At 59.1% G+C, this 24441-nt stretch carries 22 protein-coding genes and 1 other RNA gene; 15 read left to right on the top strand and 8 right to left on the bottom strand.

The genetic code is table 11. The features are described from left to right. Window positions 1-118: 118 nt before the first annotated feature. The 5 genes from ACQZ45_RS10995 to ACQZ45_RS11015 form a co-directional block, all read right to left on the bottom strand. On the bottom strand, window positions 119-835 hold the full coding sequence (locus ACQZ45_RS10995; RefSeq protein ID WP_003513272.1) for a class I SAM-dependent methyltransferase: 717 nt from the start codon (window positions 833-835) through the stop codon (window positions 119-121). Next, entirely contained in the window at window positions 832-2082 is a 1251-nt protein-coding gene (locus ACQZ45_RS11000; protein WP_113291186.1) for a BtaA family protein, read from the bottom strand. The genes ACQZ45_RS10995 and ACQZ45_RS11000 overlap by 4 nt, the downstream gene beginning before the upstream one ends. 293 nt (window positions 2083-2375) lie before the next feature. Then, window positions 2376-3455 carry a lytic transglycosylase domain-containing protein gene (locus ACQZ45_RS11005; protein WP_003513268.1) on the bottom strand — a complete coding sequence of 360 codons (1080 nt, stop codon included), beginning with the start codon at window positions 3453-3455 and terminating at the stop codon, window positions 2376-2378. A gap of 125 nt (window positions 3456-3580) precedes the next feature. Beyond that, window positions 3581-4216, bottom strand: coding sequence for a LysE family translocator (locus ACQZ45_RS11010; protein WP_113291185.1), 636 nt, complete (start codon window positions 4214-4216; stop codon window positions 3581-3583). Between the two features lie 51 nt (window positions 4217-4267). Further along, window positions 4268-5479: a pyrophosphate--fructose-6-phosphate 1-phosphotransferase gene (locus ACQZ45_RS11015; protein ID WP_113291184.1), complete on the bottom strand. Its 1212-nt coding sequence runs from the start codon at window positions 5477-5479 to the stop codon at window positions 4268-4270. A gap of 318 nt (window positions 5480-5797) precedes the next feature. Between ACQZ45_RS11015 and ACQZ45_RS11020 the strand changes: the two genes are divergently transcribed. The 6 genes from ACQZ45_RS11020 (at window position 5798) to rnpB (ending at window position 11194) form a co-directional block, all read left to right on the top strand. Continuing rightward, window positions 5798-6538, top strand: coding sequence for a J domain-containing protein (locus ACQZ45_RS11020; RefSeq protein ID WP_013636520.1), 741 nt, complete (start codon window positions 5798-5800; stop codon window positions 6536-6538). Then, complete coding sequence (locus ACQZ45_RS11025; protein WP_113291183.1) at window positions 6535-7314, top strand: N-acetylmuramoyl-L-alanine amidase; 780 nt, start codon at window positions 6535-6537, stop codon at window positions 7312-7314. The genes ACQZ45_RS11020 and ACQZ45_RS11025 overlap by 4 nt, the downstream gene beginning before the upstream one ends. Window positions 7315-7561: 247 nt before the next feature. After that, the gene (locus tag ACQZ45_RS11030; RefSeq protein WP_003513258.1) at window positions 7562-8101 is read left to right on the top strand and encodes a lytic transglycosylase domain-containing protein; all 540 of its coding nucleotides are present in this window, start codon (window positions 7562-7564) and stop codon (window positions 8099-8101) included. Window positions 8102-8287: 186 nt separating this feature from the next. After that, complete coding sequence (locus ACQZ45_RS11035; RefSeq protein ID WP_113291182.1) at window positions 8288-9475, top strand: FAD-dependent oxidoreductase; 1188 nt, start codon at window positions 8288-8290, stop codon at window positions 9473-9475. 66 nt (window positions 9476-9541) lie between these two features. Next, window positions 9542-10732 carry an NAD(P)/FAD-dependent oxidoreductase gene (locus tag ACQZ45_RS11040; RefSeq protein ID WP_113291181.1) on the top strand — a complete coding sequence of 397 codons (1191 nt, stop codon included), beginning with the start codon at window positions 9542-9544 and terminating at the stop codon, window positions 10730-10732. A 56-nt stretch (window positions 10733-10788) separates the two neighbouring features. Next, an RNA gene (gene rnpB, locus ACQZ45_RS11045) (RNase P RNA component class A) lies at window positions 10789-11194 on the top strand. Between the two features lie 26 nt (window positions 11195-11220). Here rnpB and ACQZ45_RS11050 read toward each other — a convergent pair. Genes ACQZ45_RS11050 through ACQZ45_RS11060 form a run of 3 tightly spaced genes read right to left on the bottom strand, consistent with a single transcriptional unit; the run spans window position 11221 to window position 13387 of the window. Then, window positions 11221-12378, bottom strand: a complete 1158-nt coding sequence (locus ACQZ45_RS11050; RefSeq protein WP_113291180.1) for a glutathionylspermidine synthase family protein — start codon at window positions 12376-12378, stop codon at window positions 11221-11223. Between the two features lies 1 nt (window position 12379). After that, a complete protein-coding gene (locus tag ACQZ45_RS11055) occupies window positions 12380-12976 on the bottom strand; it encodes a DUF1190 domain-containing protein (protein WP_003513247.1) in 597 nt (198 codons plus the stop codon). A gap of 9 nt (window positions 12977-12985) precedes the next feature. Further along, window positions 12986-13387, bottom strand: a complete 402-nt coding sequence (locus ACQZ45_RS11060) for a DUF350 domain-containing protein (RefSeq protein WP_003513245.1) — start codon at window positions 13385-13387, stop codon at window positions 12986-12988. 621 nt (window positions 13388-14008) lie between these two features. Between ACQZ45_RS11060 and mraZ the strand changes: the two genes are divergently transcribed. The 9 genes from mraZ to ftsW are packed head-to-tail and all read left to right on the top strand — an operon-like array spanning window position 14009 to window position 24439. Beyond that, entirely contained in the window at window positions 14009-14449 is a 441-nt protein-coding gene (mraZ, locus tag ACQZ45_RS11065) for a division/cell wall cluster transcriptional repressor MraZ (protein WP_003513235.1), read from the top strand. 14 nt (window positions 14450-14463) lie between these two features. After that, entirely contained in the window at window positions 14464-15489 is a 1026-nt protein-coding gene (rsmH, locus tag ACQZ45_RS11070) for a 16S rRNA (cytosine(1402)-N(4))-methyltransferase RsmH (protein WP_113291179.1), read from the top strand. Window position 15490: 1 nt separating this feature from the next. Further along, entirely contained in the window at window positions 15491-16051 is a 561-nt protein-coding gene (gene ftsL / locus ACQZ45_RS11075) for a cell division protein FtsL (RefSeq protein ID WP_019565277.1), read from the top strand. After that, window positions 16051-17793, top strand: a complete 1743-nt coding sequence (locus ACQZ45_RS11080) for a peptidoglycan D,D-transpeptidase FtsI family protein (protein ID WP_003513230.1) — start codon at window positions 16051-16053, stop codon at window positions 17791-17793. The genes ftsL and ACQZ45_RS11080 overlap by 1 nt, the downstream gene beginning before the upstream one ends. A gap of 59 nt (window positions 17794-17852) precedes the next feature. Then, entirely contained in the window at window positions 17853-19313 is a 1461-nt protein-coding gene (locus ACQZ45_RS11085; protein ID WP_013636513.1) for a UDP-N-acetylmuramoyl-L-alanyl-D-glutamate--2,6-diaminopimelate ligase, read from the top strand. After that, complete coding sequence (locus ACQZ45_RS11090) at window positions 19310-20743, top strand: UDP-N-acetylmuramoylalanyl-D-glutamyl-2,6-diaminopimelate--D-alanyl-D-alanine ligase (RefSeq protein WP_113291178.1); 1434 nt, start codon at window positions 19310-19312, stop codon at window positions 20741-20743. Before ACQZ45_RS11085 ends, ACQZ45_RS11090 begins: the two co-directional genes overlap by 4 nt. A 23-nt stretch (window positions 20744-20766) precedes the next feature. Continuing rightward, a complete protein-coding gene (mraY, locus tag ACQZ45_RS11095) occupies window positions 20767-21867 on the top strand; it encodes a phospho-N-acetylmuramoyl-pentapeptide-transferase (protein ID WP_003513226.1) in 1101 nt (366 codons plus the stop codon). Window positions 21868-21870: 3 nt separating this feature from the next. Further along, window positions 21871-23280: a UDP-N-acetylmuramoyl-L-alanine--D-glutamate ligase gene (gene murD, locus ACQZ45_RS11100; protein WP_003513225.1), complete on the top strand. Its 1410-nt coding sequence runs from the start codon at window positions 21871-21873 to the stop codon at window positions 23278-23280. A gap of 4 nt (window positions 23281-23284) precedes the next feature. Continuing rightward, entirely contained in the window at window positions 23285-24439 is a 1155-nt protein-coding gene (gene ftsW / locus ACQZ45_RS11105) for a putative lipid II flippase FtsW (RefSeq protein WP_003513223.1), read from the top strand. Window positions 24440-24441 lie beyond the last annotated feature (2 nt).

The following is a 24441-nucleotide window of genomic DNA, read 5'->3' on the forward strand; positions in this document are numbered from 1 at the left end:
TTGCGGTCTTTCAGGCGAGCGAAATGCCTGAGCACCTCACTGGCGTATACTTGTAGGACCGTCGGCTGGCAGCGTCTCGCCCGCATTTGCAGAGGCGAGGCGCCGTAACCCTTGAAGATCAGGCGTCTGTCAGAATGCGGCTGACTTTTGGCTGCACTTCGGCGACCGGAAGCGTGATGACGGCCCGCCAGGCGTAACCCCGGGCAATCTCCTCGAATTCGAGATTACCGTCAAAACGGCCTGCCATGTTGGCCAGAACGTAACGGAGATTGGCGCGGGGCGCGACGTGGAAGCGGGTGAGCCATGCCTGCAAAAGTGCGCGGAACCACTTGGGCAATTGTTCCTGCTGGCCGAAATCGACGATGTGCAGCGAGCCGCCGGGCTTGAGAGCTGTCAGCGCCTGTTCGATCGCCTTTTCCCAGTCCGGTATCATCGAAAGCGCATAGGGGATCATGACTCGGTCGAAACCGTCCGGCTGACCGAATTCTGCGGCGCGGAAAGCGGTGGCGTCGGCCACGCGCAGAACGGGGCGTTCCGTCTTTCCGGTAAAATTCTCGGATGCGGTCAGCAGCATTTCGGCGGAGATATCGAGACCGAACAGTCTTGCTTCCGGAAACTTGCGGCTGGCCAGCAGCAGGTTGCGGCCGGTACCGCAGCCGACTTCAAGCAGCGTGCCACCCTTGGGCACGTCGAGGCCGGAAATGGTCCTGTCGCGGCCCAGAAGGTAATATTTGCGGGTAATATCGTAGATATGCCGCTGGTGGCGATACATGCGGTCCATCAGGCTCGCATGAGCCTCATCCGCAAGGCCGACATTCTCGCCGATGGTTTTCATGCCAGAGCCCTCTGATAGATATGGAAGCCGCCATAGATGGCCGAACGGTCCATGGCGTTGAGCTCATTGGAGCGTTCCACGAGATAGATCCACTGGTTGCGGATATCGGACGAGAGACGGCCTTCGATCACGCTCTTTTCGGCAGCGGTGCGGAAGATGACGCGGGCGCCGGGAGCGGCGGTGCGGCTGATCTGCGACCACAATTCGTTGAGCTGCACGTCCGTCATCCAGTCCTGCGCATCGAGCAGAATGTAGCGATCGACGCCGTTTGCCGGTTTTTTGGAAAGCAGCTCGGTATAGGTGGCGTGGTGCACGGCAACGCGGGCAGTGTTGTCGCGGATCGTCTCGTAATATTCCCGCTTGAGATAAGCGGGCAGGGCACCCTCATGCGGCTCGGGATAACGGCGCGCGAAGGCCTGCCAGGCGAAATAATTGTCGCTGAGCGGAAAGTTGCAGGCAAGCTTTTCAAGTCGCTCCTTGAGGACGGAGGCGACCGTGCCGTCGCTGGAAAGGCTTGCCAGCTCGTCATATTGGCGGGGCGGAATGCCAAGGCCGAACAGCGAACTTTTTCGCTTCGTGAGCCAGCGCACCACCGGCTTGTCGAACAGCGGTGCTACCTTGCTGTCGAAGAACCGACGCTGTTCATCCAGCGTGCGGCTATTGGCCATTTCGGTCAGCTTGACGCCGTGCAGGCGCGCCATAAGGTGGCCGGCGCCGATGAAACGGCCGAGCAGACCGGTGCGGTATATGTTCCTGTCGAATACCGAGATGCGGCGACGGCCGGACAGGGTGCGTTTCGACCAGTAGGCCTTGGTCGTGTCGTCGAGATGGTCGGCGATGAATCGGTCGTAGCCGTGACTATTGCTGCGCGTATTGGCGCGGCCGAACTGGCGAACCACATCCTGATGGGCCGGGAGATGGCGGAAGGCGGCAAGCTTCAGTTTGTTGAGGGCGATGTGATGCGGGTTAAGATCCACCACATCGATGCTGGCAGGGTTGCGGGAGAGGTAGGCCAGCATGTTGCAGCCACCCGAGCCGATGGTGACGATGCGGTGGCCTTCAGCAAGCTCCATCGCTTCCATATCGATTTCCGGGTCTTCCCAGATTTGCGGATAAACCAGACCGGAAAAGAGAACCCCGAAGAACCGTTCGGAAAAACCGCTTTTCGAGAGCGCCTTGTGCTGGAGCAATGCGGACTTCAGTTTCGTATTCTTGCTGAAGCCGGTCTTGGGTGCCGCACTCGTCATATGTTCACCTCTCAATAGATTGAGAGGCGTCTACAGTCACGACGCTACAGTTTGATGACAGGGGTTGTGGGCCGACGTAACGAATCGAAAAGGCGGTGTGAAACCAACTCAGGTCTCAAGCTTAGATTTGGATGCGACGTCATCCTCGGGCTTGTACAGAGGATCCAACCACATATCGTAAAATCAAAAGCTTGCAGATCCCAGGGACAAGCCCGAGGAGACGAAAGTGACGTGCTCGACGTTTTTAAGAAAAGCTGCTTTGCTGCATTGCAGTCCCGGCGCTGCTCAAAGGCTTACTTTCGCAGAACGTGCAGCATGCCCTTGCGCTTGGCGTCGTAATAATAACCGCGTGCATAAAGCCTGACAGCATTGTCCCGGTTGTTGTCGGCAACAAGCCAGGCGCCGCTCAGATATTTGACGGCATATTTGAGGTTGGTTTCGGCGTCGAACAGGCCAGAGGCGGGGCCATCAAAGCCCATGGAGCGGGCCGTGGCGTGCTTGATCTGCATCAGGCCGAAGTGGCCGCCATTATAGGCGCCGGGATTGTATCTGCTTTCACGCTGCACCACGCGATGCACCAGATCTTCAGGCACATTATACATGACAGCGTATTTCGAAATAAGCCCGCTCAGCTTTTCACGTCCGGCCGGCGCGGATTTGTACGGCGCCGTCATCGTTTCGTTCTGCCGGATAGCGGCAAGGGCGGCGTTGGTCGGACCGGCCGCATAGGCCAGAACCGTGCTGTCCGGCTTCGGCAGGGGAATGACTTTCCGTTCCGCGGTCAGTTCGGTACCGATCGACGGCGTTCCGGGCGGCGGCGGTGCGGGCGGGAAGCTGCCCTTGACGGCAACCACCTGCGGCAGGTCGGCGGCAGAGTTGTGGGCCGCCGGTTTCGCGGCGGCACTTGCGGTTTCGATCGCTGCGGCTGCCGGCGTTGCGGCGTGCGGTGCAAGAGCCGCAGCCGTCGTCGGCGCGGCTGTCGTTACTGTTGCCTGCGCGACCTCTGTCTGTTGTTGCTGCGGCTGCATCTGGGTTGGGCTTGCCACTGCCGCTGCAATTTCGGCTGCCGGCGGCAGCGCCACGCGGCCACCCTTGACGGCGGCGACGGTTGGAAGCGATTCGGGCTGGGAAGAGGCTGCCACTTCAGTGGCATGTGCTGCCGGTGCGGCGGTATCAGCCGGGGTACCGGCCGTTTCCGACTGTGCGGAGGCTTGTGCCGGTGCGGTCTGGTTGACTGCGGCTATTTTCGGGCCGTTCGGCCCTTCCTTTGCGGCATATTCGACGCTGGTGCATCCGGCCAAAGCCAGTGCAAGGCCCACCGTGGAAGACAGAAGAAGTGCGCTTCTTCCGCGGAATTTTGCCGAATTTCGCATGTTGCCGCCTTCGTTATGCCTGTCTGTCGATACCCCCGCGTCGAGCGAAGCAGGCAGTGTCCCATCGAGCCTTCATTAACCTATTGTAAGGATAGCGGCAAGCCGGGACGTGGCATCGCGGTTTTTCAGGCGGCGATGCGGCGGTATCCGGCGCTGACGGCACGGCCAGAAATGAAGTGAGTGCGGTATTTCGGCCGGATTTTTTTGTTGCCGGACATGCGGCGCACCAGTGCCAGCGTAGAGCCGGCGAAGAGTGCCTGCGCTGCCAGAATGCCAAGTGCCAGCAACAGGATTGCGGCCTGCGCTACGGCCAGCGTTTCGACCGCATTGCCGGAGGTGGAAACGAATTGCGGCAACAGTGCCAGGAAGAACATGAAATAGCGCGGACGCAACGCTGCAATGGCGTAGCAATCACGCAAAATGCCGCTGGATGATTTGCCGGGCAGATTGTCATTGTCTGCATTGGCTGCCTGGGCGGCGGGGGTGGCAAAGGTCCATAACAGGAAAAGAATCAGCCAGCCGATACCAGTCCACTGAACGATTTCCACAAAGGCATGCGGCAGATAGGCAAGGCCAGCCGCTGGAATCGCGGATATCGTCATGGCTGTGACGATGCCAAGCGAGCCGCCAGTGACGGAGGCAAACACCGTTTTTCTGCCGCGGATAGCAGCATAGGAGGCGACAGAGAATACAAGGGGAGAGGGAAGTGCGAACACAACGGCACATGCTGCACAAAAAACCAGCCACGCCTGTCCAGACATTCTCTTCCTCCTTGCCCTCCCTGTCGCCGCTTTCTCCAGCCTATCGTAAAATTAGGCCGCTGTGAACGGTTGACCGACGTGTTCCATCACTTCGGTAAACCATTTTGCAGACAGGTCGAAATGCTTTCCGCCCTTGATACGCGGAAACTCGATGGTCCGCAATTTACCCTTTTGGTCTTCGTCGTGGCCGGTGACGCCCGAGACCTTGTTCAGCGCGCTTTCGACAGCAAGATCGACCATGCCCTGGATGAGGCGCAGATCGTCGCCATTGGCGGGAGCGGAGCGGGCGAAGTAACCGGATTTCTGGACCATGGAGCGTTCGGCGCCGATGAGGCCGGCGAATTGCTTCTGGAACCAGCCGCCGACATTGATGGTGTCGATCTTCACATGGCCGAAGGCATCGCGCTTGACGGCTTCACCGGCGGCTTCGCGTTCGGCAACGATGGAATCGAGCCCCGCACCTTCGGAAACGAACAACGTGACGTAGCCGTGTTTGTCCATGATCGCCTTCAGCCGTTCGGCTTCCGCTTCGATGTCAAACGCCATTTCCGGCAGGTAGATGCCGTCTATGTTCTTCATCTGCGTGTTCATCATCAGTCCTTCGACATATTCATTGCCGGTGGTCTTCTGGATGTAGGCGCGGGCGGTCGCAGCCGTCAGCCAGCCGCAATGGCGGCCCATGACTTCGTGGATGACAAAGGTCTTCGGCGCAGCACTCTGCTCGTTGCTGACATTGTCGAAGAAGGAAGCGCCCACTTCGGCCGCGGTCCATGCGCCGAGCGACTGCCTGATCGGAACCACGTCGTTATCCACGGTCTTCGGCAGCCCGACGACGGTCAGATCGTACCCATTGGCGCCGAGATAGGCGGCAAGGTCGGCGGCCGTCGTGTTGGTGTCGTCGCCGCCGATGGTGTGGAGAATGGTGATGCCGTCGGCAGCCAGCCGTTCGGCGGCAACGCGCAGCGGATTTTCACCCTCTTTCACCAGCCCGCGCTTGGCACAATCGGCAGCGTTGGTGAGCTTTACGCGGCTGTTGCCGATCGGCGATCCGCCATAACGGTGCAGCAGATGCGCCTTTTCGCGCATGTCCTTGTTGATCTCGATCCGGTCGCCCAGAAGCACGCCCTGATAGCCGGAACGATAGGCCACAATGTCAATATCAGGCGCGACGTCGCTATAACGCTCGATCAGGCCGCCAACGGCTGAAGAGAGACAGGGAGCAAGGCCACCCGCGGTCAGCATTGCGACTTTCTGTTTGGCCATTGTGGCTCTCCTTTGCTTGGATAGAAAGATATGTCTGGCAAATGGATGCGACAGCCACGTGTAGGTGTAAAGTGAATTTATCACGAAAAATGCCGATTTCTCGCGGCTTTTCAGCAGCTTGGGCAAAGAAGCCGAATATAATCGTTTCAATCGCCTCCAACCTTGCACCAGGCTTCGCCGTCTGTGGAAAACCGTTGCTCTCCCGTTTGCCGCCCCCTTGCTCCTGAAGAAAAACTGTCGCAAAAATGAATAAAAGTTAATGCCGCAGCGGCGCCGCGCATATTGCATTCACGGCGATATGCCGTCATGCTTGGCGTCATGATGTTCGATTTCGCCTGTTTGCATATTTCATCCCTGTGGGAACGGCTGCTCGGCGCGATCGGTGACGCGGCAGGCAGCACGCTCGGTCGCGTGGTAGAGGCGATCCGCACCCTTTTCGAGGGAGATCCGGAGACCCGCCGCAAGGTTTCTTTTTCCGTGGCCATTATCGCGCTGTCGGCAAAGATGGCAAAGGCCGATGGTGTCGTGAACGATGCCGAAGTGCGCGCCTTCCGGCAGATTTTCGATTTTCCTGAAGAAGAAGCCAGAAACGTTGCCCGCCTTTATAATCTCGCACGCCAGGACGTTGCGGGATACGAGGCCTATGCCGAGCGTCTTGCCGGTCTTTGCGGCTCCGGCCATGACAATTGCGAGATGCTGGAAAGCGTCATCGATGGCCTGTTCCACATCGCCAAGGCAGACGGCTTGATCCACGAGCGGGAACTGGCGTTTCTCGGCCGTATCGCGGAAATCTTCCATATTACCGAAGATCATTTCGAAACGATCATGGCACGGCACGTTCATATGGATGGGCGCGATCCCTATCGCGTGCTTGGCGTTTCGCCCTCGGACGACTTTCTGGATATTCGCAAGCGTTACCGTTCGCTGGTTGCCGAGCACCATCCGGACAAGCTCATCGCGCGCGGTGTGCCGATGGAATTGCACGCTGCCGCGAATGAGCGTATGGCGGCTCTCAATGCCGCCTATGAGGCCATCGAGAAAGAACGCCGCGTCGCATGAGTGAATTTCTGCCGGATTTCAACCCGGATTTCGGGGGCGCAACCATTGCGCCTTCTCCCAACCATGGCGAAAGACAGGGCGTGGCAGGCCCGGATATCATTCTCCTGCACTATACCGGCATGACGACAGCCGATGGCGCCCTTTCGTGGCTCTGCAATCCCGAAAGCCAGGTCTCCAGCCACTATTTCGTTTTTGAAGACGGGCGTGTCATGCAGCTTGTTGCGGAAACTCGCCGCGCCTGGCATGCGGGCAAAAGCAGCTGGGCGGGGGAGGCGGACATCAATTCCCGCTCTATCGGGATTGAAATCGCCAATCAGGGCCATCCGGGCGGCCTGCCGGAATTTCCGGAAAAACAGGTGGCTGCCGTCATCGAATTGTGTCGCGATTGCGGCCAGCGGTGGTCTATCGCCCCTGAAAGGGTGCTTGCGCATTCCGATGTGGCGCCGATCCGCAAGGTTGATCCGGGTGAAAAATTCCCATGGGACATCCTGTCGCGGCACGGTGTCGGTCATTGGGTGGAGCCTGCGCCGATCCGCGGCGGACGTTTTTTTCAGCGCGGCGATCACGGCCAGCCGGTGGAAGCGCTCCAGTCCATGCTATCCATTTACGGATATGGCGTTGAAATAACAGGCGCATATTGCGAAAAAACAGAAGGTGCCGTGGCCGCCTTTCAGCGGCATTTCCGCCCGGCGCTGGTGGATGGTATCGCGGATTTTTCCACGATCGACACGCTGCATCGGCTGATTGCCAGCCTTCCGAAATTTGCGGCCGTTTGAACGCCGTTTCTGGAAAAGCCTTCCCCGTTTCCCGGTCGCGCAAGTCGATTTTTTTGTTGTGCCACAGTTAATCCGCATTGAGGAAGTCTAAGAGCCGCTGTGGACGCGGTGCTGTTCTTCAGGGGAGCTTGCCGTCAATATCAATCAAGGAGACTGGACGGTAGAAGGTCGTAATCGACTTTCCGCGCGCTGGACGTTTTTATCGTTTCATTGTTCCGGTTATCCGATCTGGAGACTATTTCAACAGATGAACAGAGTTTTTGTTGCTGTCGCAGCGGGCGTTGCTATGCTCGTTTCGCAGGCGGGGATTGCTTTTGCCAAAGACGAGGACGTCAAGACCAAAACCGTGACGCTGGGGACCTTCTTCCGTACGCCCGGTTATCCCGTTCCCGAAAAGAGCCTGCCTTCGTCGCTCAAGAACGACTATTCCGATCTGATCGTCAAATATGCCAAGCGTTACGGCGTCCCCACCAATCTGGCCCATGCCGTCGTTTCTGTAGAAAGCAAGTTCAACCCTAGGGCTCGCGGCAGCGCGGGCGAGGTCGGGCTGATGCAGATCAAGCCGGCAACGGCGCGCATGATGGGCTTTCGCGGCACGACCAAGGCTCTCTTCGACCCCGAGACCAATATTCGCTGGGGCATGCAATATCTGGCAACCGCCCACCAGCTTGGCGGCGGTGAGGTTTGCAGCACGATCCTGCGTTACAATGCCGGCCACGGCGCCACCCGCATGAACCCGGTGTCCAAGCGTTATTGCGGCAAGGTCCAGGCGCTTCTGGCCAGCTGAGGTCTTTTGCTGAAGCGTGTCGTGATGTTTCAGATTGTCGATAAGCTTTAAGTTCTTGTTTTATCGCATCTCGTTATTGCAAAACCGCTGCACGCTCTTGCGCGGCATGTTTCGGACGTCACGAAAATCGATTCCGGTTTATGCGTGCATGCTGTAGTCAGGAGCAAACCTGATGCGGAGCATGACATGCCGGATTTCAAATATATCGTGGTCGGTGCCGGAATGATGGGTGCGGCGGCAGCGAGACACCTTTCGGCGCAAACGGATGGCGTGGCGCTGATCGGGCCGGATGAACCCGCCGATCGCAAGACCCATAACGGTGTGTTTTCAAGTCACTATGACGAGGCGCGCATCACCCGTGGTTTCGATGGCGATCCCGTCTGGGCGGAGCTGGCGCAACGCTCCATCCGGCGCTATGCCGAGATCGAAGCAAAAAGCGGCATCCGTTTCTTCACCGAAGCGGGCTGCCTGTTTACGGGAAAGAGCAAGGGGCTTGCCGGAGACTACGTTTCGCGAGCCTTGGTCTCGACTGTCCGTCTTGGTCTTGGCGTGGAAACGATTGGCAGCGATGCGCTGGCTGGCCGGTTCCCGATGTTTTCCCTGCCGTCGGATCACGACGGTTACTTCGAGGCGCAGAATGCCGGCCACGTCAATCCGCGTGCGCTTGTGAGGGCGCAGTCCACTATTGCTACTGCGCAGGGCGCGCGACTGATCCGCGAGACGGCGGTGCATGTTCACGATACCTCCCAAGGTGTGGAAGTTTGCACCAGGGAAGGGGCCGTACACACGGCCGAAAAGGTCATAGTGGCCGCTGGCGGTTTCACCAACATGGCTGATCTTCTGCCTTCCCCGGTCGATATGGCGGCAACGGGCCGCACCATCGTGTTTTTCGAACTCGACGAAGCAAGGCAGGCCCTCTTCGGCTCTATGCCCTCGACCATCGTGCTGGCGGAGACCGAGGACGATATCGTCTATATTCTACCGCCTGTGCGTTACCCCGACGGCAAGGTCTATCTGAAGATCGGCGGTGAGAGCGAAAAGGGCAGGCTGGAAACGCTGGCCGAAGCAGTCGGTTGGTTCCATTCCGACGGCACGCCGGGCGAAGTGGAATTCCTGACGAAGCGGGCGCTATCGCTCATGCCGGAACTTGCGGGCTGCCCCGTGACCTCTGGTTCCTGCGTCGCATCCATTACCCGTAGCGGTTATCCATATATCGGCTATACGCAATCTTCCAATATCGCGGTTCTGACCGGTGGCAATTTCGTTTCCGCCAAGTCTTCCGATGAAATCGGGCGGCTAGGCGCGGTGCTGCTTCTGGATGGCCAGCTGACCGAGAGTGATTTTGCCGCCGAAATGTCGCCCGTTTTTATCTGACATTCAGCAGCGAAGCGGCTACAAAATCGCGGCTGTATTAGAGCGGGTTGAGGCGAAGAGGGCGGCATGTCGGGACATTTCAAATATATCGTTGTCGGTCGTGGCATGATGGGTGCTGCCGCCGCCCGCCATCTGGCGGAAAACACCGAAGGTGTGGCCCTGATCGGCCCCGGTGAACCTGCCGACATCAAGTCACATCCGGGTGTTTTCGCCAGCCATTATGATGAGGCGCGCATTACCCGCACCATTGATGGTGATGCGGACTGGGCACTGCTCGCCAACCGCTCGATCGCGCGCTACACCGACATCGCAGCAAGGAGCGGCGTGGAATTTTACGCTCCCGTCGGCTGTCTGATGGTTGGGCCTGAACGCGGTTGCGACAATCCCTTTGTCGACAACGTCTGTGAGGCAGCGGCGCGTCTGCGGGTTTCCACGGAAATGCTTGACGACGCAGGTCTGAAAAGCGGCTTTCCCTATTTCTCCTTCGAGCCGGGCTGCGAGGGCGTGTTCGAAAAGGACAATGCCGGTTACGTCAATCCGCGCGCGCTGGTGAAGGCGCAGAGCGTTCTGGCAGACAAAGCCGGCGTTACGCTCATAGACGATATAGTCGTCTCGACGCGGGAAGAGGCTGGCCGTGCACGCGTCGAGACGGCCTCGGGTTCGGTTTATACGGCAGACCGGGTGCTGGTCGCTGCGGGTGGCTTCTCGATCACGAAGGATTTGTTGCCGCAGCCCGTCGCTCTCAATGTCTATGCGCGCACCGTCGCCTTCTTCGAGGTAGAGGAGGCGGAGCTGGGACAATATGCGGGCATGCCGTCGTTGATTTACGAGCCGCGCGACACGACGAAACATATCTATCTCCTGCCGCCCGTCCGTTATCCCGATGGCAGGTTCTATCTGAAAATCGGCGGCGATCCCGATGATAAGAAGCTAGATAGCGATCCCGAAATCCGTGCATGGTTCCGTTCCGGCGGGCGCGAAAGCGTTCGCGACCATCTCTCCGCCATCGTCGGGACCTTGGTGCCATCCATCGACCGGTCGCGCATTTCCACGGCCGCCTGCGTGGTGTCCAAAACGCCGGGCGGTTATCCGGCCATCGGCTTTACTACGTCACCGCGCATTGCGGTTCTGACTGGCGGCAACGGTACGGCGGCCAAGAGTTCCGACGAGATCGGGCGGTTAGGCGCCCTGTTGCTGCGGGATGGAAAAATTGGCAACGACGACTATGCAACGGATTTCAAGCCTGCATTTCTTTGATCTTCCGTTACGCTTTTCGGTGGCTTTCGCCAAAGAACATGGGTATTGACGCCATGCCAGTTGGCTGGGCAGCCGCGCTTTACCAATGTCGAAAGACGGTAAGGTGAGGAAAGTCCGGGCTCCACGGAAATACGGTGCCGGATAACGTCCGGCGGGGGCGACCCCAGGGAAAGTGCCACAGAGAGCAAACCGCCATGCCTGGCATGGTAAGGGTGAAAGGGTGGGGTAAGAGCCCACCGCGCCGCTGGTGACAGTGGTGGCAAGGTAAACCCCACCGGGAGCAAGACCGAATAGGGATGACACGGGGCGCGGGCGAAAGCCTTCGTCTACAGCCGGTTTCCGGGCCCGTCATCCGGGTGGGTTGCGAGAGGCGGCATGCAAATGCCGTCCCAGATGAATGGCTGCCACGTTCCGGGTCAAACCGGGGCCATACAGAACCCGGCTTACAGGCCAACTGGCGATTTTCCTGCCGCTTTTTTCGGTGGCGATCAGCCCTCGATGATATGGGGAACGTAGCGGGAGAGATTTGCGGTGATAGGTGACGCGTCCTCGCGAATCCCGAGCCCGCAGGGCCGATCGGCGACGATCCAGCTTCCTAACACGGCGTATCCGAAATCGCTCTTGAACAATGGTGCGTATGCCTGAAAAACATACCCCTCTTGGCCATAATTGCCGGGGGCCGATAAAATTTCGCGTCGGTTTCGGTAAAGGCTGACATTTTCGCCTTCACGCGAGAGAAGCGGCTTCACCACGTAATCCCGTAATTCATATATTTCAGGATCATCTGGGAAGAAACTCGGGAGCAGATTCGGGTGATTGGGATGCTGCTGCCAGAGCAAAGGCAGCAGGCCTTTGTTCGACAGCACGGCTTTCCAGGCCGGCTCGATGAAAATATCGCCTTGTGCAGGCAGATGCGTGGCAAAGGATTCTCGTAACATGTATTCCCAGGGATAAAGCTTGAAGCAGCGTTCGATGACGCGACTTTGAAGGTCAGCATAACGCCCGCACGCATCGATGCCGATGTCTCTGATATCGAGGAATTGGGCACGGTGGCCCGCCTGAATGGCGCAGTCCATGAGATAAATCGTCGTGCCGCAATCCTCGGCGTTGTCGCTCACCGCCGCGAAATGGAAAATCCTGTCTCGCGAGAATTGACCGAAGGCCTCAATCAAAGCTTCCTGAACCGAGTTGAACTGGTCGGTTTGCGGCGGGAGCGTTCCAAGGGCGACCTGATCGGTCAGCCAGTTATATTGGAAATATCCCGTTTCGAATACGGAAGTGGGCGTGTCGGCGTTGTATTCCAGCAGCTTTGCAGGGCCATGCCCGTCATAGGCAAGATCGAAGCGGCCATACAGGTGGCGGTCGCACCGCCGCCAAGAATTTCGAATGACATCATGGTGATCGCGGGGGATGGCAAGACGGGTTAAAGCCTCCTCACTGTGTACGATGTCGGCGACGAGATCCATGCACATGTCGTGCAGGATCTGGCTCGGTTCTTCGATGTCGCGCTCGATTTCAGCCAGTCCAAAGCAATAGGCTGCATCGTCCACCCAGTAAGGCTCGCCATGCATTTCATGGAAGGAGAAACCGACAGCATTGGCTTTCTCGCGCCAATCCGGGCGCGGCGGGACTGTGATGCGGCGCATGTCAGCTTCCTGAAAAGGAGTGGCCGCCGAATCCACCACGGCCCTTGACGTTCGTTTTGGCGTTGGACGTCTTCACGTCATTCGCTAGCGCGCCTCCTCCTGACGTGATTCCCCCGCCGCCTTGGTCCTGTTCACTGGCCGTCACATCCGGTATGACGAGGTCGCCGTTGCGTTTTCGATAGGCCGACATCGCACCGTTGGAACCCGACTCGCTGTTTTTCTGCCTGCGGCGATAGTTGCTGTAGTCTGCAAAGTTTTCGATGGACCGAGGCATAACAAAACCGGCGGGTGAGGGTGTGAAGACACCTATGCCGGTGGGGTTAGTGGAATTGAGATTTTGTTTCAGCTCAAAGCAGTTTCCCGCGCCGTATTCCATTTCACATGCGACCATATTGAGAAATTTAGGTGCAGTGGCGAGGTGATGTTGGCCGGCGTCTTCGGATGCCGCTTGGCAAGCCTTGGGATAGACACCGGAGGCAACGCATTTTTCAACTGAGGTATAAAGAACCTCTTCCTCCGATGAAAAAGCCATAAAAAGGCCTATTGCGGCAATCGTACCGAGGGCGAGACGCGGATGTTCTGTCACGTCCAAATACATGTCTGTTCCTCAATAGGCCATGCAGGCTGCGTTTAAAATCCCGATGACCACAGCGATGCCGCCGCTCCAGAGCCCGGCCGCAACGTTATCCTCGGTGATTTTCAGGTGCAGGTCGGTCATGGAGAGTTTGGCGATGTAGAATGCGAGAACCTGTACCAGCAGGCCGATCACTGCCCAGACGATATAGTCGGGGAGGCTGACGGAATTAGCCGCCGCCGAGGCGAGCGGCAGGCTGAAGCCGATCAGTGCCCCCAAAAAAGCGACGACGGCGGCAAAGTTGCCGGCCTTGATCAACTCCCCCTCGCGGTGGGGAGTAAGGCGGGTGTAAATAGCGGAAAAGGTTGCCAGGCAGAGCAGGCCGATCAGAAAATAACTTAAGAAGGCAGGTAAGCCTGCCACGTAATTCGGCATTATTGTCTCACAATGAAAAACACAACTTCAGAAATCAAAATCAATTGAAAGTTTAAAAAGTCAAGCGTCGCGGCGTTGTTGTTTGTTGAGAGTGACGGTTCTGGCTGAGCGCAACATGCGCATTGCTTCTGCGTCAAATCGAACCTCTGCAACTGGTCTATCGCTAAATCACACAGATAGCCGTAACGCCAACCAAGCTGGCATTCCCACGGCAGCATCAGAGCGCCTTTTGCGATTTAAGTGGCGCGTGTTCGGCGAGGGTCGCCAAGTGTCTGTTTCGCAAACAAAAAAATGGCATATCGACCCAAGTTTTATTTGTTCCCGCTGGCACATGAGTTCGCGCAGTAAACCATTCGTTAAACTTAACGGCTTATGAATTTCCGATGCGGAGTCGGTATCGTGCCGGCTTCTCCCATTGACGCCCATAGTGTCCCATGGTATCCCAAATGCACACCACACTGGGTCGTGTTTTTGACCCGCAATCGCTGAAACGAGTGAGGAGCCTGCAACGGGCTGCTGCAGGGCATGTCGCCCTGACGCTTGGCGATGTGTCGTGCGTACCGGTGTTGTCTGTGGGGCGGATGATTCGCTTTGCGGAATGCGGTTTTGGCGAGTTGAGTAATGGACCGCTTTTTATCGAACGTAACGAACAGGATCGACGCCAAGGGGCGCGTTTCGGTTCCGTCTCCGTTTCGTTCGGTGCTGGCACAGCGTGGGATTCAGGAGCTTTATTGTCTTCAGGATTTCGCGTTTCCGGCAATCAGTGTCGGCGGTCCGGATTTGCTGGAGCGCTACGAGCGGCAGATCGCGTCCATGGATGCCTTCTCGCCGGAGGCGAACGCAATGTCGCTGCTGGTACACGGCGGCGGCGTTTTCATGAAGCTCGATCAGGAAGGTCGGTTGATGGTGACGGATTTCGTCCGGGAATTTACCGGCATATCCACCGATGTCACCTTCGTTGGACGAGCGGATCATTTTCAGCTTTGGCAACCGCAGGCGTTTTTGGCGGCGCAGGCGGCAGCAAGAGCGGGGCGCGGTTTTTCGGCTGCACGCCCCGCATAGGACGGGGACACGGAATGGCGGCGAATTCTGGCGGGCGATCTTCTGATGCCGGTGAGGGACCTCAGCGTCACATCCCGGTCCTGCTTCGCGAAGTGATCGCTGCGCTCGAACCCGCATCCGGCAAGATCATCCTCGACGGCACTTTCGGCGCCGGTGGCTACACCCAGGCAATTCTCGATCAAGGTGCCAATGTCATCGCGCTTGACCGCGATCCTAACGCGATTGCCGGCGGCCAGGCCATGGTTGCTGCAAATGGCGGCAGGCTTACCCTCATTCAATCGCAATTTTCCGATCTTGCAAGGCACGCGCCGGAAGGCGGTCTTGACGGCGTGGTTCTCGATATCGGCGTTTCCTCCATGCAGATAGACGAGGCCGAGCGCGGTTTTTCCTTCCAGAAGAACGGTCCTCTCGACATGCGCATGTCCAGCTCCGGCGTTTCGGCGGCGGATGTCGTCAATCGCGCCAAGGTCGGCGATCTCATCCGCATCTTCGGTTTTCTCGGCGAGGAAAAGCAGCCGGGCCGCATCGCCCGCGCCATTGAAAAGAGGAGGGCGGAAGATCCCTTCCGCACCACGCGTGATCTGGCGGGCCTCATTGAAATCGTTACGCCGCGCAAGGCTAAAGACAAGATCCATCCCGCAACACGGGTGTTTCAGGCGCTGCGCGTTTTCGTCAATGACGAACTCGGAGAATTGGCGCAGGCCCTGTTTGCTGCCGAGCGGGCCTTGAAGCCCGGCGGCCGGCTGGTTGTCGTCACGTTCCATTCGCTCGAAGACCGCATCGTCAAGAAATTCTTCTCCGAACGTTCCGGAAAGGCGGCGGGTTCCCGCCATCTGCCGATGGTGGAGGACAAGCCCGCCATTTTCGAAAATATCGGCAAGCCGATGGTCGCTGCAAGCGACGAGGAGGCGGAGATCAATCCGCGGGCCCGTTCGGCCAAGCTGCGCGCCGGCCTGCGCACGGCGGCACCTGCCCGGGCGGCAGATTTTTCGATTTTCGAACTTCCCGATCTCGCCAGCCTTGAAAAGATGGGAGGCTGATATGCTGCGCACATTCGATGTCGTGTTGATGGGGGTCATGGTCGCTGCGGCGGTGGTGACCTATTCGATCAAGCACAAAACCGATCTCAAGCTGGAACAGGTCCGCAAGCTCGAGACCGAAATCAAGCTCGAAAAAGACACGATCGATCTTTTGCGGGCCGACTGGGCATTGCTGACGCAGCCGAACCGCCTTCATCGTCTCGTGAATGCCTATCAGGACGAGCTTGGCCTTTCGCCGACGCTGCCGACACAATTGGCGCAGCCGCGCGAATTGCCGATGCTGCGCTCGCAATTGCCGCAGCCGCCCGAGCCGGAAGGCATGAGCGTTGCGGATGTCATCGCCGCTGCCGTCAACGGCTCCAAGCCGGGCGCTACGCTTGGCGGAACTGCCAAGAAAAAATCACCGCCCGCCGGCCAGATTGCCGCCAATGGCGCTCCTGTTCCAACACCGCGGGCGCGTGTTTCCCGTCCCACGGCGGCTCCGGCTCCTGCCGTCGCCGCTGTCGCAGGCGATGAAGATGGCGAAATGGATGAAACCATAACTGGATCGGTGGACCGCTGATGTCTTTTCTCTCCCGCGTCATGGTTCTGAAGAGCAAGGCTCACTTTTCCGCCAGCACCACCGGCATTCACACTGACCATGCTGCTTTCGAGGGCGCTCGCAAGAAGAGGGCGGCCCAGGCGAAAAGCCGCGTCGGTCTCATCATTTTCGGCTTCATCGCCTTTTACGGCGTCGTGGGCGGCCGTCTGGTGCAATATGGCCTTGCCGAGCAGGAAACGGTTTCGAGCATTGCCCCTGCCGACCGGCTGATGGCGTCACGTCCCGATCTTCTTGATCGTAACGGCGAGGTTCTGGCGACTGATATCCGCACCGTGTCGCTGTTTGCGGAGCCGCACCGCATCGTCGATATCGACGAAGCCATCGAGAAGCTGCGCACTGTATTGCCAGATCTCGACCAGCGCGGCACCTATCAGAAGCTTTCCTCCAATTCGCGCTTTCAGTGGCTGCGCCGTCAGTTGACGCCGAAGCAGCAGAGCCAGATCCTGGCGCTCGGCATTCCCGGTGTCGGTTTCCGCCCGGAAAAACGCCGCTTCTACCCTGGCGGGCCAACAGCTGCCCATGTTGTCGGTCACGTCAATATCGACAATCGCGGTGTTGCCGGAATGGAACGTTACGTTGACAGCCAGGGACTGGCCGATCTGACGGCGCTCGGCATGACCAGCGATCAGCCGCTGGAGCCGGTGAAGCTTTCCATCGATCTACGCGTCCAGTCCATCGTGCGTGAAGTCGTGACCTCGGCCATTACCAAGTTCCAGGCGATCGGCGCGGGGGCTGTGGTTCTGGATGTGCATACCGGCGAAGTGCTCGCTATGGCCTCCGTGCCGGATTATGATCCGAACAACCCGGCAGAAGGTGCCAAAGAAGGATGGCTCAACCGCATGTCGAACGGCACGTTCGAAATGGGCTCCACCTTTAAATCCTTCACCATTGCCATGGGTCTCGATTCGGGTCGCGTCCGCCTGGGCGATATGTTCGACGCGCGTTATCCGATCCGCATCGGTGGCTTCACCATCAAGGACTTCCACGGCAAGGGCCGCATGCTCTCGGTGCCGGAAATTTTCCAGTATTCGTCGAACATCGGTACGGCAAAAATCGCCGACACCGTGGGGACCGAAGGACACAAGGAATTCTTGACGCGGCTTGGCCTTCTGACGCGCATGCAGACCGAACTGCCTGAAGTGGCGCTGCCTTCGCAGCCCCGCGAATGGAAGAAGATCAACTCGATCACCATTTCATTCGGCCACGGCGTTTCAACAACGCCGTTGCAGACAGCAGTTGCCGGTGCCGCGCTCGTCAATGGTGGGAAGTTGATCGAGCCGACATTCCTGCCGCGCACGCGCGAACAGGCGGATCAGGTCGCAAAACAGGTGCTGAAGCCCGGCGCCAGCAAGGATATGCGCTTCCTTTTCGAATGGAACGGTGTCAACGGTTCTGGCCGTAATGCGCGCGTCGACGGTTTCAATGTCGGCGGCAAGACCGGTACGGCTGACAAGGTCGTCAATGGCCGTTATGTGCATGACAAGAACTTCAATGCCTTCCTTTCGGCCTTCCCGATGGACGACCCGCAATATGTGGTGCTCTCCTTCATCGACGAACCGAAGACGGACAAGGGCAACGGCGCGGCACTTGCAGGCACCTCGGCTGCGCCGATGGTGCACGATATCATCAGCCGCACAGCGGCAGTGCTGGGCGTGAAGCCGAAGTTCGGCAAGGATGGCTCGGCCTTGCTCGTGTCTTATTGATTGTTAGAGCTTATGGTGTTCCGGCGAATCGCGCCGGGGGGACAAGACGGACACAGTCGATGAATTTGCGAGATATATCCGGGACGGCGTTTCCGGAATTGAATGAATTGCTCCTGTCTGAGATAGGGGCAATCGAAATCGGGGGAATTACCGCAGACAGCCGCAAGGCTGCGCCCGGCAGCCTGTTCGTGGCGGTTGCGGGAACCAAGGCGGATGGCGCGGCCTATGTGAAGGACGCGGTCGCCAAGGGTGCGGTCGCCGTCGTTTCCGGGCATGCGGTGGATGCCGATGTGCCGGTCCTCGCTGTCACTGACCCGCGCCTCTACCTTTCGCTCGCCGCTTCCCGTTTTTATGGAAAACAGCCGGAAACCATGGTCGCCGTTACCGGCACCGCGGGAAAGACCTCCGTTGCCTCCTTCGTGCGGCAAATCTGGGCTTTCGCTGGCCATGCCGCCGCCCAGATCGGCACGACGGGTGTCATCGCTCCCGGCCGCGAAGATTATGGCGCGCTTACCACACCGGATCCGGTGACGCTGCATGCGCTTCTCGCCGAGCTTGCTGCCGAAGGTGTGACCCATGCAGCCATGGAAGCTTCGAGCCACGGCCTCGACCAGCGTCGCCTTGACGGCGTGAAGCTCGCTGCGGCCGGTTTCACCAATCTCGGCCGTGATCACATGGATTATCACCCGACCATCGAGGACTACATGGCCGCGAAGATGCGGCTGTTCGACACGCTGATGGAAAAGGGCGCGCCAGCCGTCATTTTTGCCGACGATCCTTGGTCGGATAAGGCCATTCGCGCCGCCGCGGATGCAGGCCTCAATGTGCGCACCGTTGGCCGGAAGGGCGATTATCTAACGCTGAAGCGTGTAGAGCATTTCCGTCACAAGCAGCTGATCGAAGTGCACCATGACGGCGTGATCCACGAGGTCGACATTCCGCTGGCCGGCGATTTTCAGGTAGCCAATGCTCTCGTCGCCGCCGGTCTTGCCATGTCCACCGGCGTTTCCGCCGCAACGGCCATGAAGGCGCTTGAAAAGCTGATCGGTGCCGCCGGTCGCCTGGAACTTGTGGGCCAGACGAAGAACGGCGCGCTTGCCTATGTGGATTATGCCCACAAGCCGGATGCGCTTGAAAATGTTCTGACCTCGGTCAGGCCCTTCACCTCCGGCCGCATCATCACCGTCTTCGGCTGCGGCGGCGACCGTGACAAGGGCAAGCGCCCGATCATGGGCGAAGTGGCGACACGTCTTTCCGACATCGTCATCGTTACCGACGACAATCCGCGCTCGGAAGACGCTGCAACGATCCGTTCCGAAGTCATGGCGGCTGCGCCGGGTGCGTTGGAAATTGGCGACAGGGCAGAGGCGATCCGTCATGCGGTGTCGCTGCTTTCGAACGGCGATACGCTGATCGTCGCGGGCAAGGGGCATGAAGAGGGGCAGATCGTCGGTTCCGTGACGCTGCCGTTTTCCGATCATGAACAGGTGCGTACCGCGCTGGAAGGATTGAAGATTTGAATTGGTTATGGACAGTCGCCGACATGATCGCCATCACGGCAGGGCGTCCCGTCGGGAACCTGCCGACCGGTATCACCGGCATTTCCATCGACAGCCGGACTGTGAAGGCTGGTGAAGCATTTTTCGCCATCAAGGGCGATAGGGTCGACGGCCATGACTATACGAGTTTTGCTGTCGCCAATGGTGCGGGCCTGCTGGTCGTCGCCGAAGGCAAGCTGCCGGCCCTCGGCCGCCTGACCGTGCCCATGATCGTCGTGGAGGATGTCCTCGCGGCGCTTGGCAAGCTCGCCATTGCGGCGCGTGAAAGGACCACGGCGCGGATCATCGCGGTGACCGGTTCTGTAGGCAAGACGACGACGAAGGAAATGTTGCGGCAGGCTCTGGCGCCTTCGGGCCGGGTTCATGCGGCGGTGGCGTCCTTCAACAATCACTGGGGTGTGCCGCTGACGTTGGCGCGCATGCCCGCCGATACTGAATTCGGCGTTTTCGAAATCGGTATGAACCACTCCGGCGAAATCCGTCCGCTGGTCAAGATGGTACGTCCGCATGTCGCGATCCTTACCACCATCGCGCCAGCTCATTTGGGCAATTTCAAGAACATAGAAGAGATCGCGAGCGCCAAGGCGGAGATATTCGAAGGGTTGGAGGAGGGCGGCTTCGTCATCCTCAACCGTGACAACGCCCAGTTCGAGCAACTTGAAGAAGCGGCGCAGGACCAGGGTATCGAGCATATCCTGACCTTCGGGCAGCATGCCAAGGCCGATTTCCGGCTGGCCGATTTCGAAAGCACGTCCACGGGCTCGACCATCTGGGCGATCCTGAACGGCGAAACGAGCGAATTGCACCTGAACATTCCCGGCAGGCATATTGCCGACAACGCCATGGCGGTGCTTGGCGCTGTTGCCGTCACCGGCGCCAATCTCGACCGCGCTTTCGAGGTGCTCGGAACGCTCGAGGCAGTCAAGGGGCGCGGACAGCGCCATCGCCTGACGATTGAAAGTGGCTCCTTCCTGCTGATCGATGAGAGCTACAACGCCAACCCCGCCTCCATGCGGGCGGCGATTGCCGTGCTTGCGGAAACAGAAACGCAGGGTTATGGCCGTCGCGTTGCCGTTCTCGGCGACATGCTGGAGATGGGCGAATTCTCAGCCCAGCTGCACGAGGAACTGGCCGGACCGCTGCTGGCCGGTGGTATCGAACATGTCTGGCTGGCGGGGGAGGCGATGGCCGCCCTTCGCGATGCGCTTCCGGACAGTGTAACTGTCATCTGGTTCCCGACGACAGCTGAACTTGCCGATTTTGCCCTGCAATGGGTGCAACCGGGCGATGCGCTGATGGTAAAATCGTCACTTGGGCTGGGTTTCGGCAAGATTGTCGCGGCACTGCTTGACAAGTATCCGGCATTCCCCGAGACGGAACGCCAAGTCTGAAATAGCCTTTTGAAAGGGCAATTATGCTGATCTGGCTCGTCGAACTGTCGGATAAAATTCAAGTCTTCAACCTCTTCCGGTACATCACCTTCCGGGCGGGTGCGGCGATGTTCACCTCTGCGTTGATCGTCTTCCTTTTCGGACCGGCGATCATCAATTCGCTGCGCGTGCGCCAGGGCAAGGGCCAGCCAATCCGTGCCGACGGGCCGCAGACGCATTTCAAGAAGGCTGGCACGCCGACCATGGGCGGGCTGATGATCCTTGCCGGTATTCTCGGCGGTTCGCTCCTCTGGGGTGACCTGTCGAACGTCTACGTCGTCGCCGTTCTGATGGTGACGCTCGGCTTCGGGGCTATCGGCTTTTATGACGACTATCTCAAGGTGACGAAGCAGAGCGACAAGGGCTTTTCCGGCAAAGCCCGTCTCGGCATCGAATTCCTGATTGCCGCGATTGCCGTGTTCTTCATGATGAAGGTGGCGCTTGCTTCCGCACCGCATGGCGGCACGCTCGGAAGCTCCATCGCCTTTCCGTTCTTCAAGGAACTCGTGATCAATCTCGGCTATTTCTTCGTGCTGTTCGGTGCTTTCGTGATTGTCGGCGCCGGCAATGCGGTTAACCTGACCGACGGTCTCGATGGTCTCGCCATCGTGCCTGTCATGATTGCAGCCGCCACCTTCGGCGTGATTGCTTATCTCGCCGGTAACGCGGTTTTCGCCAATTACCTGCAGATCAACTTCGTGCCCGGAACGGGTGAGCTCGCTGTCATCGTCGGCGCGGTGGTCGGGGCTGGTCTCGGCTTCCTGTGGTTCAACGCGCCGCCCGCCGCCATCTTCATGGGTGACACGGGTTCGCTGGCGCTCGGCGGCCTCATCGGCTCCATCGCTGTCGCCACCAAGCACGAGATCGTCATGGTCATCGTCGGCGGCCTGTTCGTGATGGAAACGCTCTCGGTCATCATCCAGGTTTTCTGGTTCAAGCGCACCGGCAGGCGCGTTTTCCTGATGGCGCCCATCCACCATCATTTCGAGAAAAAAGGCTGGACGGAAAGCCAAGTGGTCATCCGTTTCTGGATCATTTCCGTCGGTCTGGCGCTGCTCGGCCTCGCTACGCTGAAGCTGAGGTGAGCGATGATCCCGGTCTCGTCGTTCAGAGGTAAGAAGGTCGCGCTTTTCGGGCTTGGCGGTTCGGGCCTCGTCACGGCCCGGGCACTGGTTGCCGGCGGCGCGGATGTCGTTGCTTTCGACGATAATCCCGACAGCGTCGCCAAGGCTGAGGCCGAAGGGATAACGACGGCTGATCTTCGAACGATAGACTGGCATTCCTTTTCGTCTTTCGTGCTCGCACCCGGCGTGCCGCTGACGCATCCGAAGCCGCACTGGTCGGTCGATCTTGCCCGGGCGGCGGGCGTCGAGATTATCGGCGATATCGAGCTTTTCATTCGCGAGCGCCGGGCACATGCGCCGGATTGCCCCTTCATCGCCATCACCGGCACGAACGGCAAATCCACGACGACCGCACTGATTGCCCATATCCTCAAGGCTTCGGGCCGCGATACACAACTCGGCGGCAATATCGGCACTGCCGTGCTGAGCCTCGATCCGCCGAAAGCGCAACGTTTCTATGTCGTTGAATGCTCGTCCTACCAGATCGATCTGGCGCCGACGATCAATCCGACGGCCGGTATTCTGCTCAATCTGACGCCCGACCATCTCGACCGGCACGGCACCATGCAGCATTATGCCGATGTCAAGGAACGGCTTGTGGCCGGCAGTGGCACGGCAATTGTCGGCGTTGATGACAGCTATTCCACGCTGATCGCCGACCGCATCGAGCGTGCCGGCGTGAAGGTGGAGCGCATTTCCAAGCGCAATGTCGTTTCCGAAGGTCTTTATGCCGAAGGCAGCCGCATCCTGCGGGCGCATGGGGGCAAGTCCTCGCTGCTGGTCGATCTCGACGGCATCCAGACGCTTCGCGGCAGCCACAATGCCCAGAATGCAGCGGCTGCAATTGCCGCATGCCTTGCCGTCGGCGTTTCCGAAGAGGACGTTCGCGCAGGTCTCAAGTCCTTCCCCGGCCTAAAACATCGCATGCAGCCGGTCGGTCGGCGCGGCAATGTCACTTTCGTCAATGACAGCAAGGCAACCAATGCCGATGCAGCAGCACCGGCCTTGTCGAGCTATGAGCGCATCTATTGGATCGCGGGCGGTCTGCCAAAGGCCGGCGGCATTGCCAGCCTTGCGCCCCTGTTTCCGCGCATCGCCAAGGCCTATCTGATCGGCGAGGCGGCGGCGGAATTTGCAGCGACGCTCGGCGAAGCCGTGCCTTACGAAATATCCGGCACGCTGGACAAGGCGGTGCAGCATGCGGCGGCGGATGCGGAAAAAGATGCGACGGCCGGCAATATCGTGATGTTATCCCCGGCTTGCGCAAGCTTCGACCAATATAAGAACTTTGAAATCAGAGGTGATTCGTTCGTCGCGCAGGTTGCGGCGCTCGATGGCATGACGATGCTCGTTCACTCTGGAAAAGGGGGCTGAGGCCATGGTAAGCCGAGTTGATCGCGGTCCGGTCGCGGAATGGTTCTGGACCATCGACCGTTTCTTTCTGGCTGCGTTCATCGCGCTGATGGGCATCGGCCTGATGCTGTCATTTGCGGCATCGCCGGCGGTCGCCGAACGCATCGGTCTCAACAGCTTCTTCTTCGTGGAACGTCAGGCGATGTTCATGGTGCCTTCGCTGGCAATCATGATCGGTCTTTCCTTCCTGTCGCCGCGTCAGGTCCGGCGCGTGGCGGTGATGATGCTGATCGCGTCGCTGCTGATGATGATTTTCGCGCTGTTCTTCGGTATCGAGGTCAAGGGCGCACGACGCTGGATTTCCATCGGCAGCTTCTCGATCCAGCCATCGGAATTCATGAAGCCCGCCTTCGTCATTGTCTGCGCCTGGCTGTTTGCCGAACGCGCGCGTCACCCCGAAATTCCCGGCAACCTCTTCGCTATCATCACCTTCGGTATCGTGGCGGCACTTCTGATCGCCCAGCCCGACTTTGGCCAGACCATCCTGACATCGGTGGTGTGGGGCGGCATGTTCTTCATGGCCGGTGTTCCGTGGTTCTGGATCATCGTGCTCGGCGGCCTCGGCGTTCTCGGCATCGTCTCCGCCTATCTGCTCCTGCCGCACGTCGCCGGCCGTATCGACCGTTTCTGGACCGGTGAGGGTGATACCTTCCAGGTGGATACGGCGCGCGAGGCGATCATTCGTGGCGACTGGTTCGGTCGCGGCCCGGGTGAGGGCATCGTCAAGCGTATCATTCCCGACAGCCATACCGACTTCATCTTCTCGGTGGCGGCGGAAGAATTCGGCATTGTTTTCTGCATGTTCCTTGTGGCGATCTTCGCCTTCATCGTGTTGCGCGGCCTCTCGCACGCCTTCAGGGAAAAAGACGATTTCTGCCGCTTTGCCGTGGCCGGTCTGGTCCTGCAGATCGGCATGCAGTCGATGATCAATATCGGCGTTAATCTGGAGCTGATGCCCGCCAAGGGCATGACGCTGCCGCTCATTTCCTATGGTGGTTCGTCGATGATGGCGATCTGCGTCACGGCAGGCTTCCTTCTGGCGCTGACACGCCACAGGCCGGAAAAGAGGGCGCAGGAGCGCAGCTTCTTCCGCGTCGGTTCCGGCGTTCCTGCGGAGTAAAT

It is taken from the genome of Agrobacterium sp. 16-2014-1-2a (assembly GCF_053522705.1).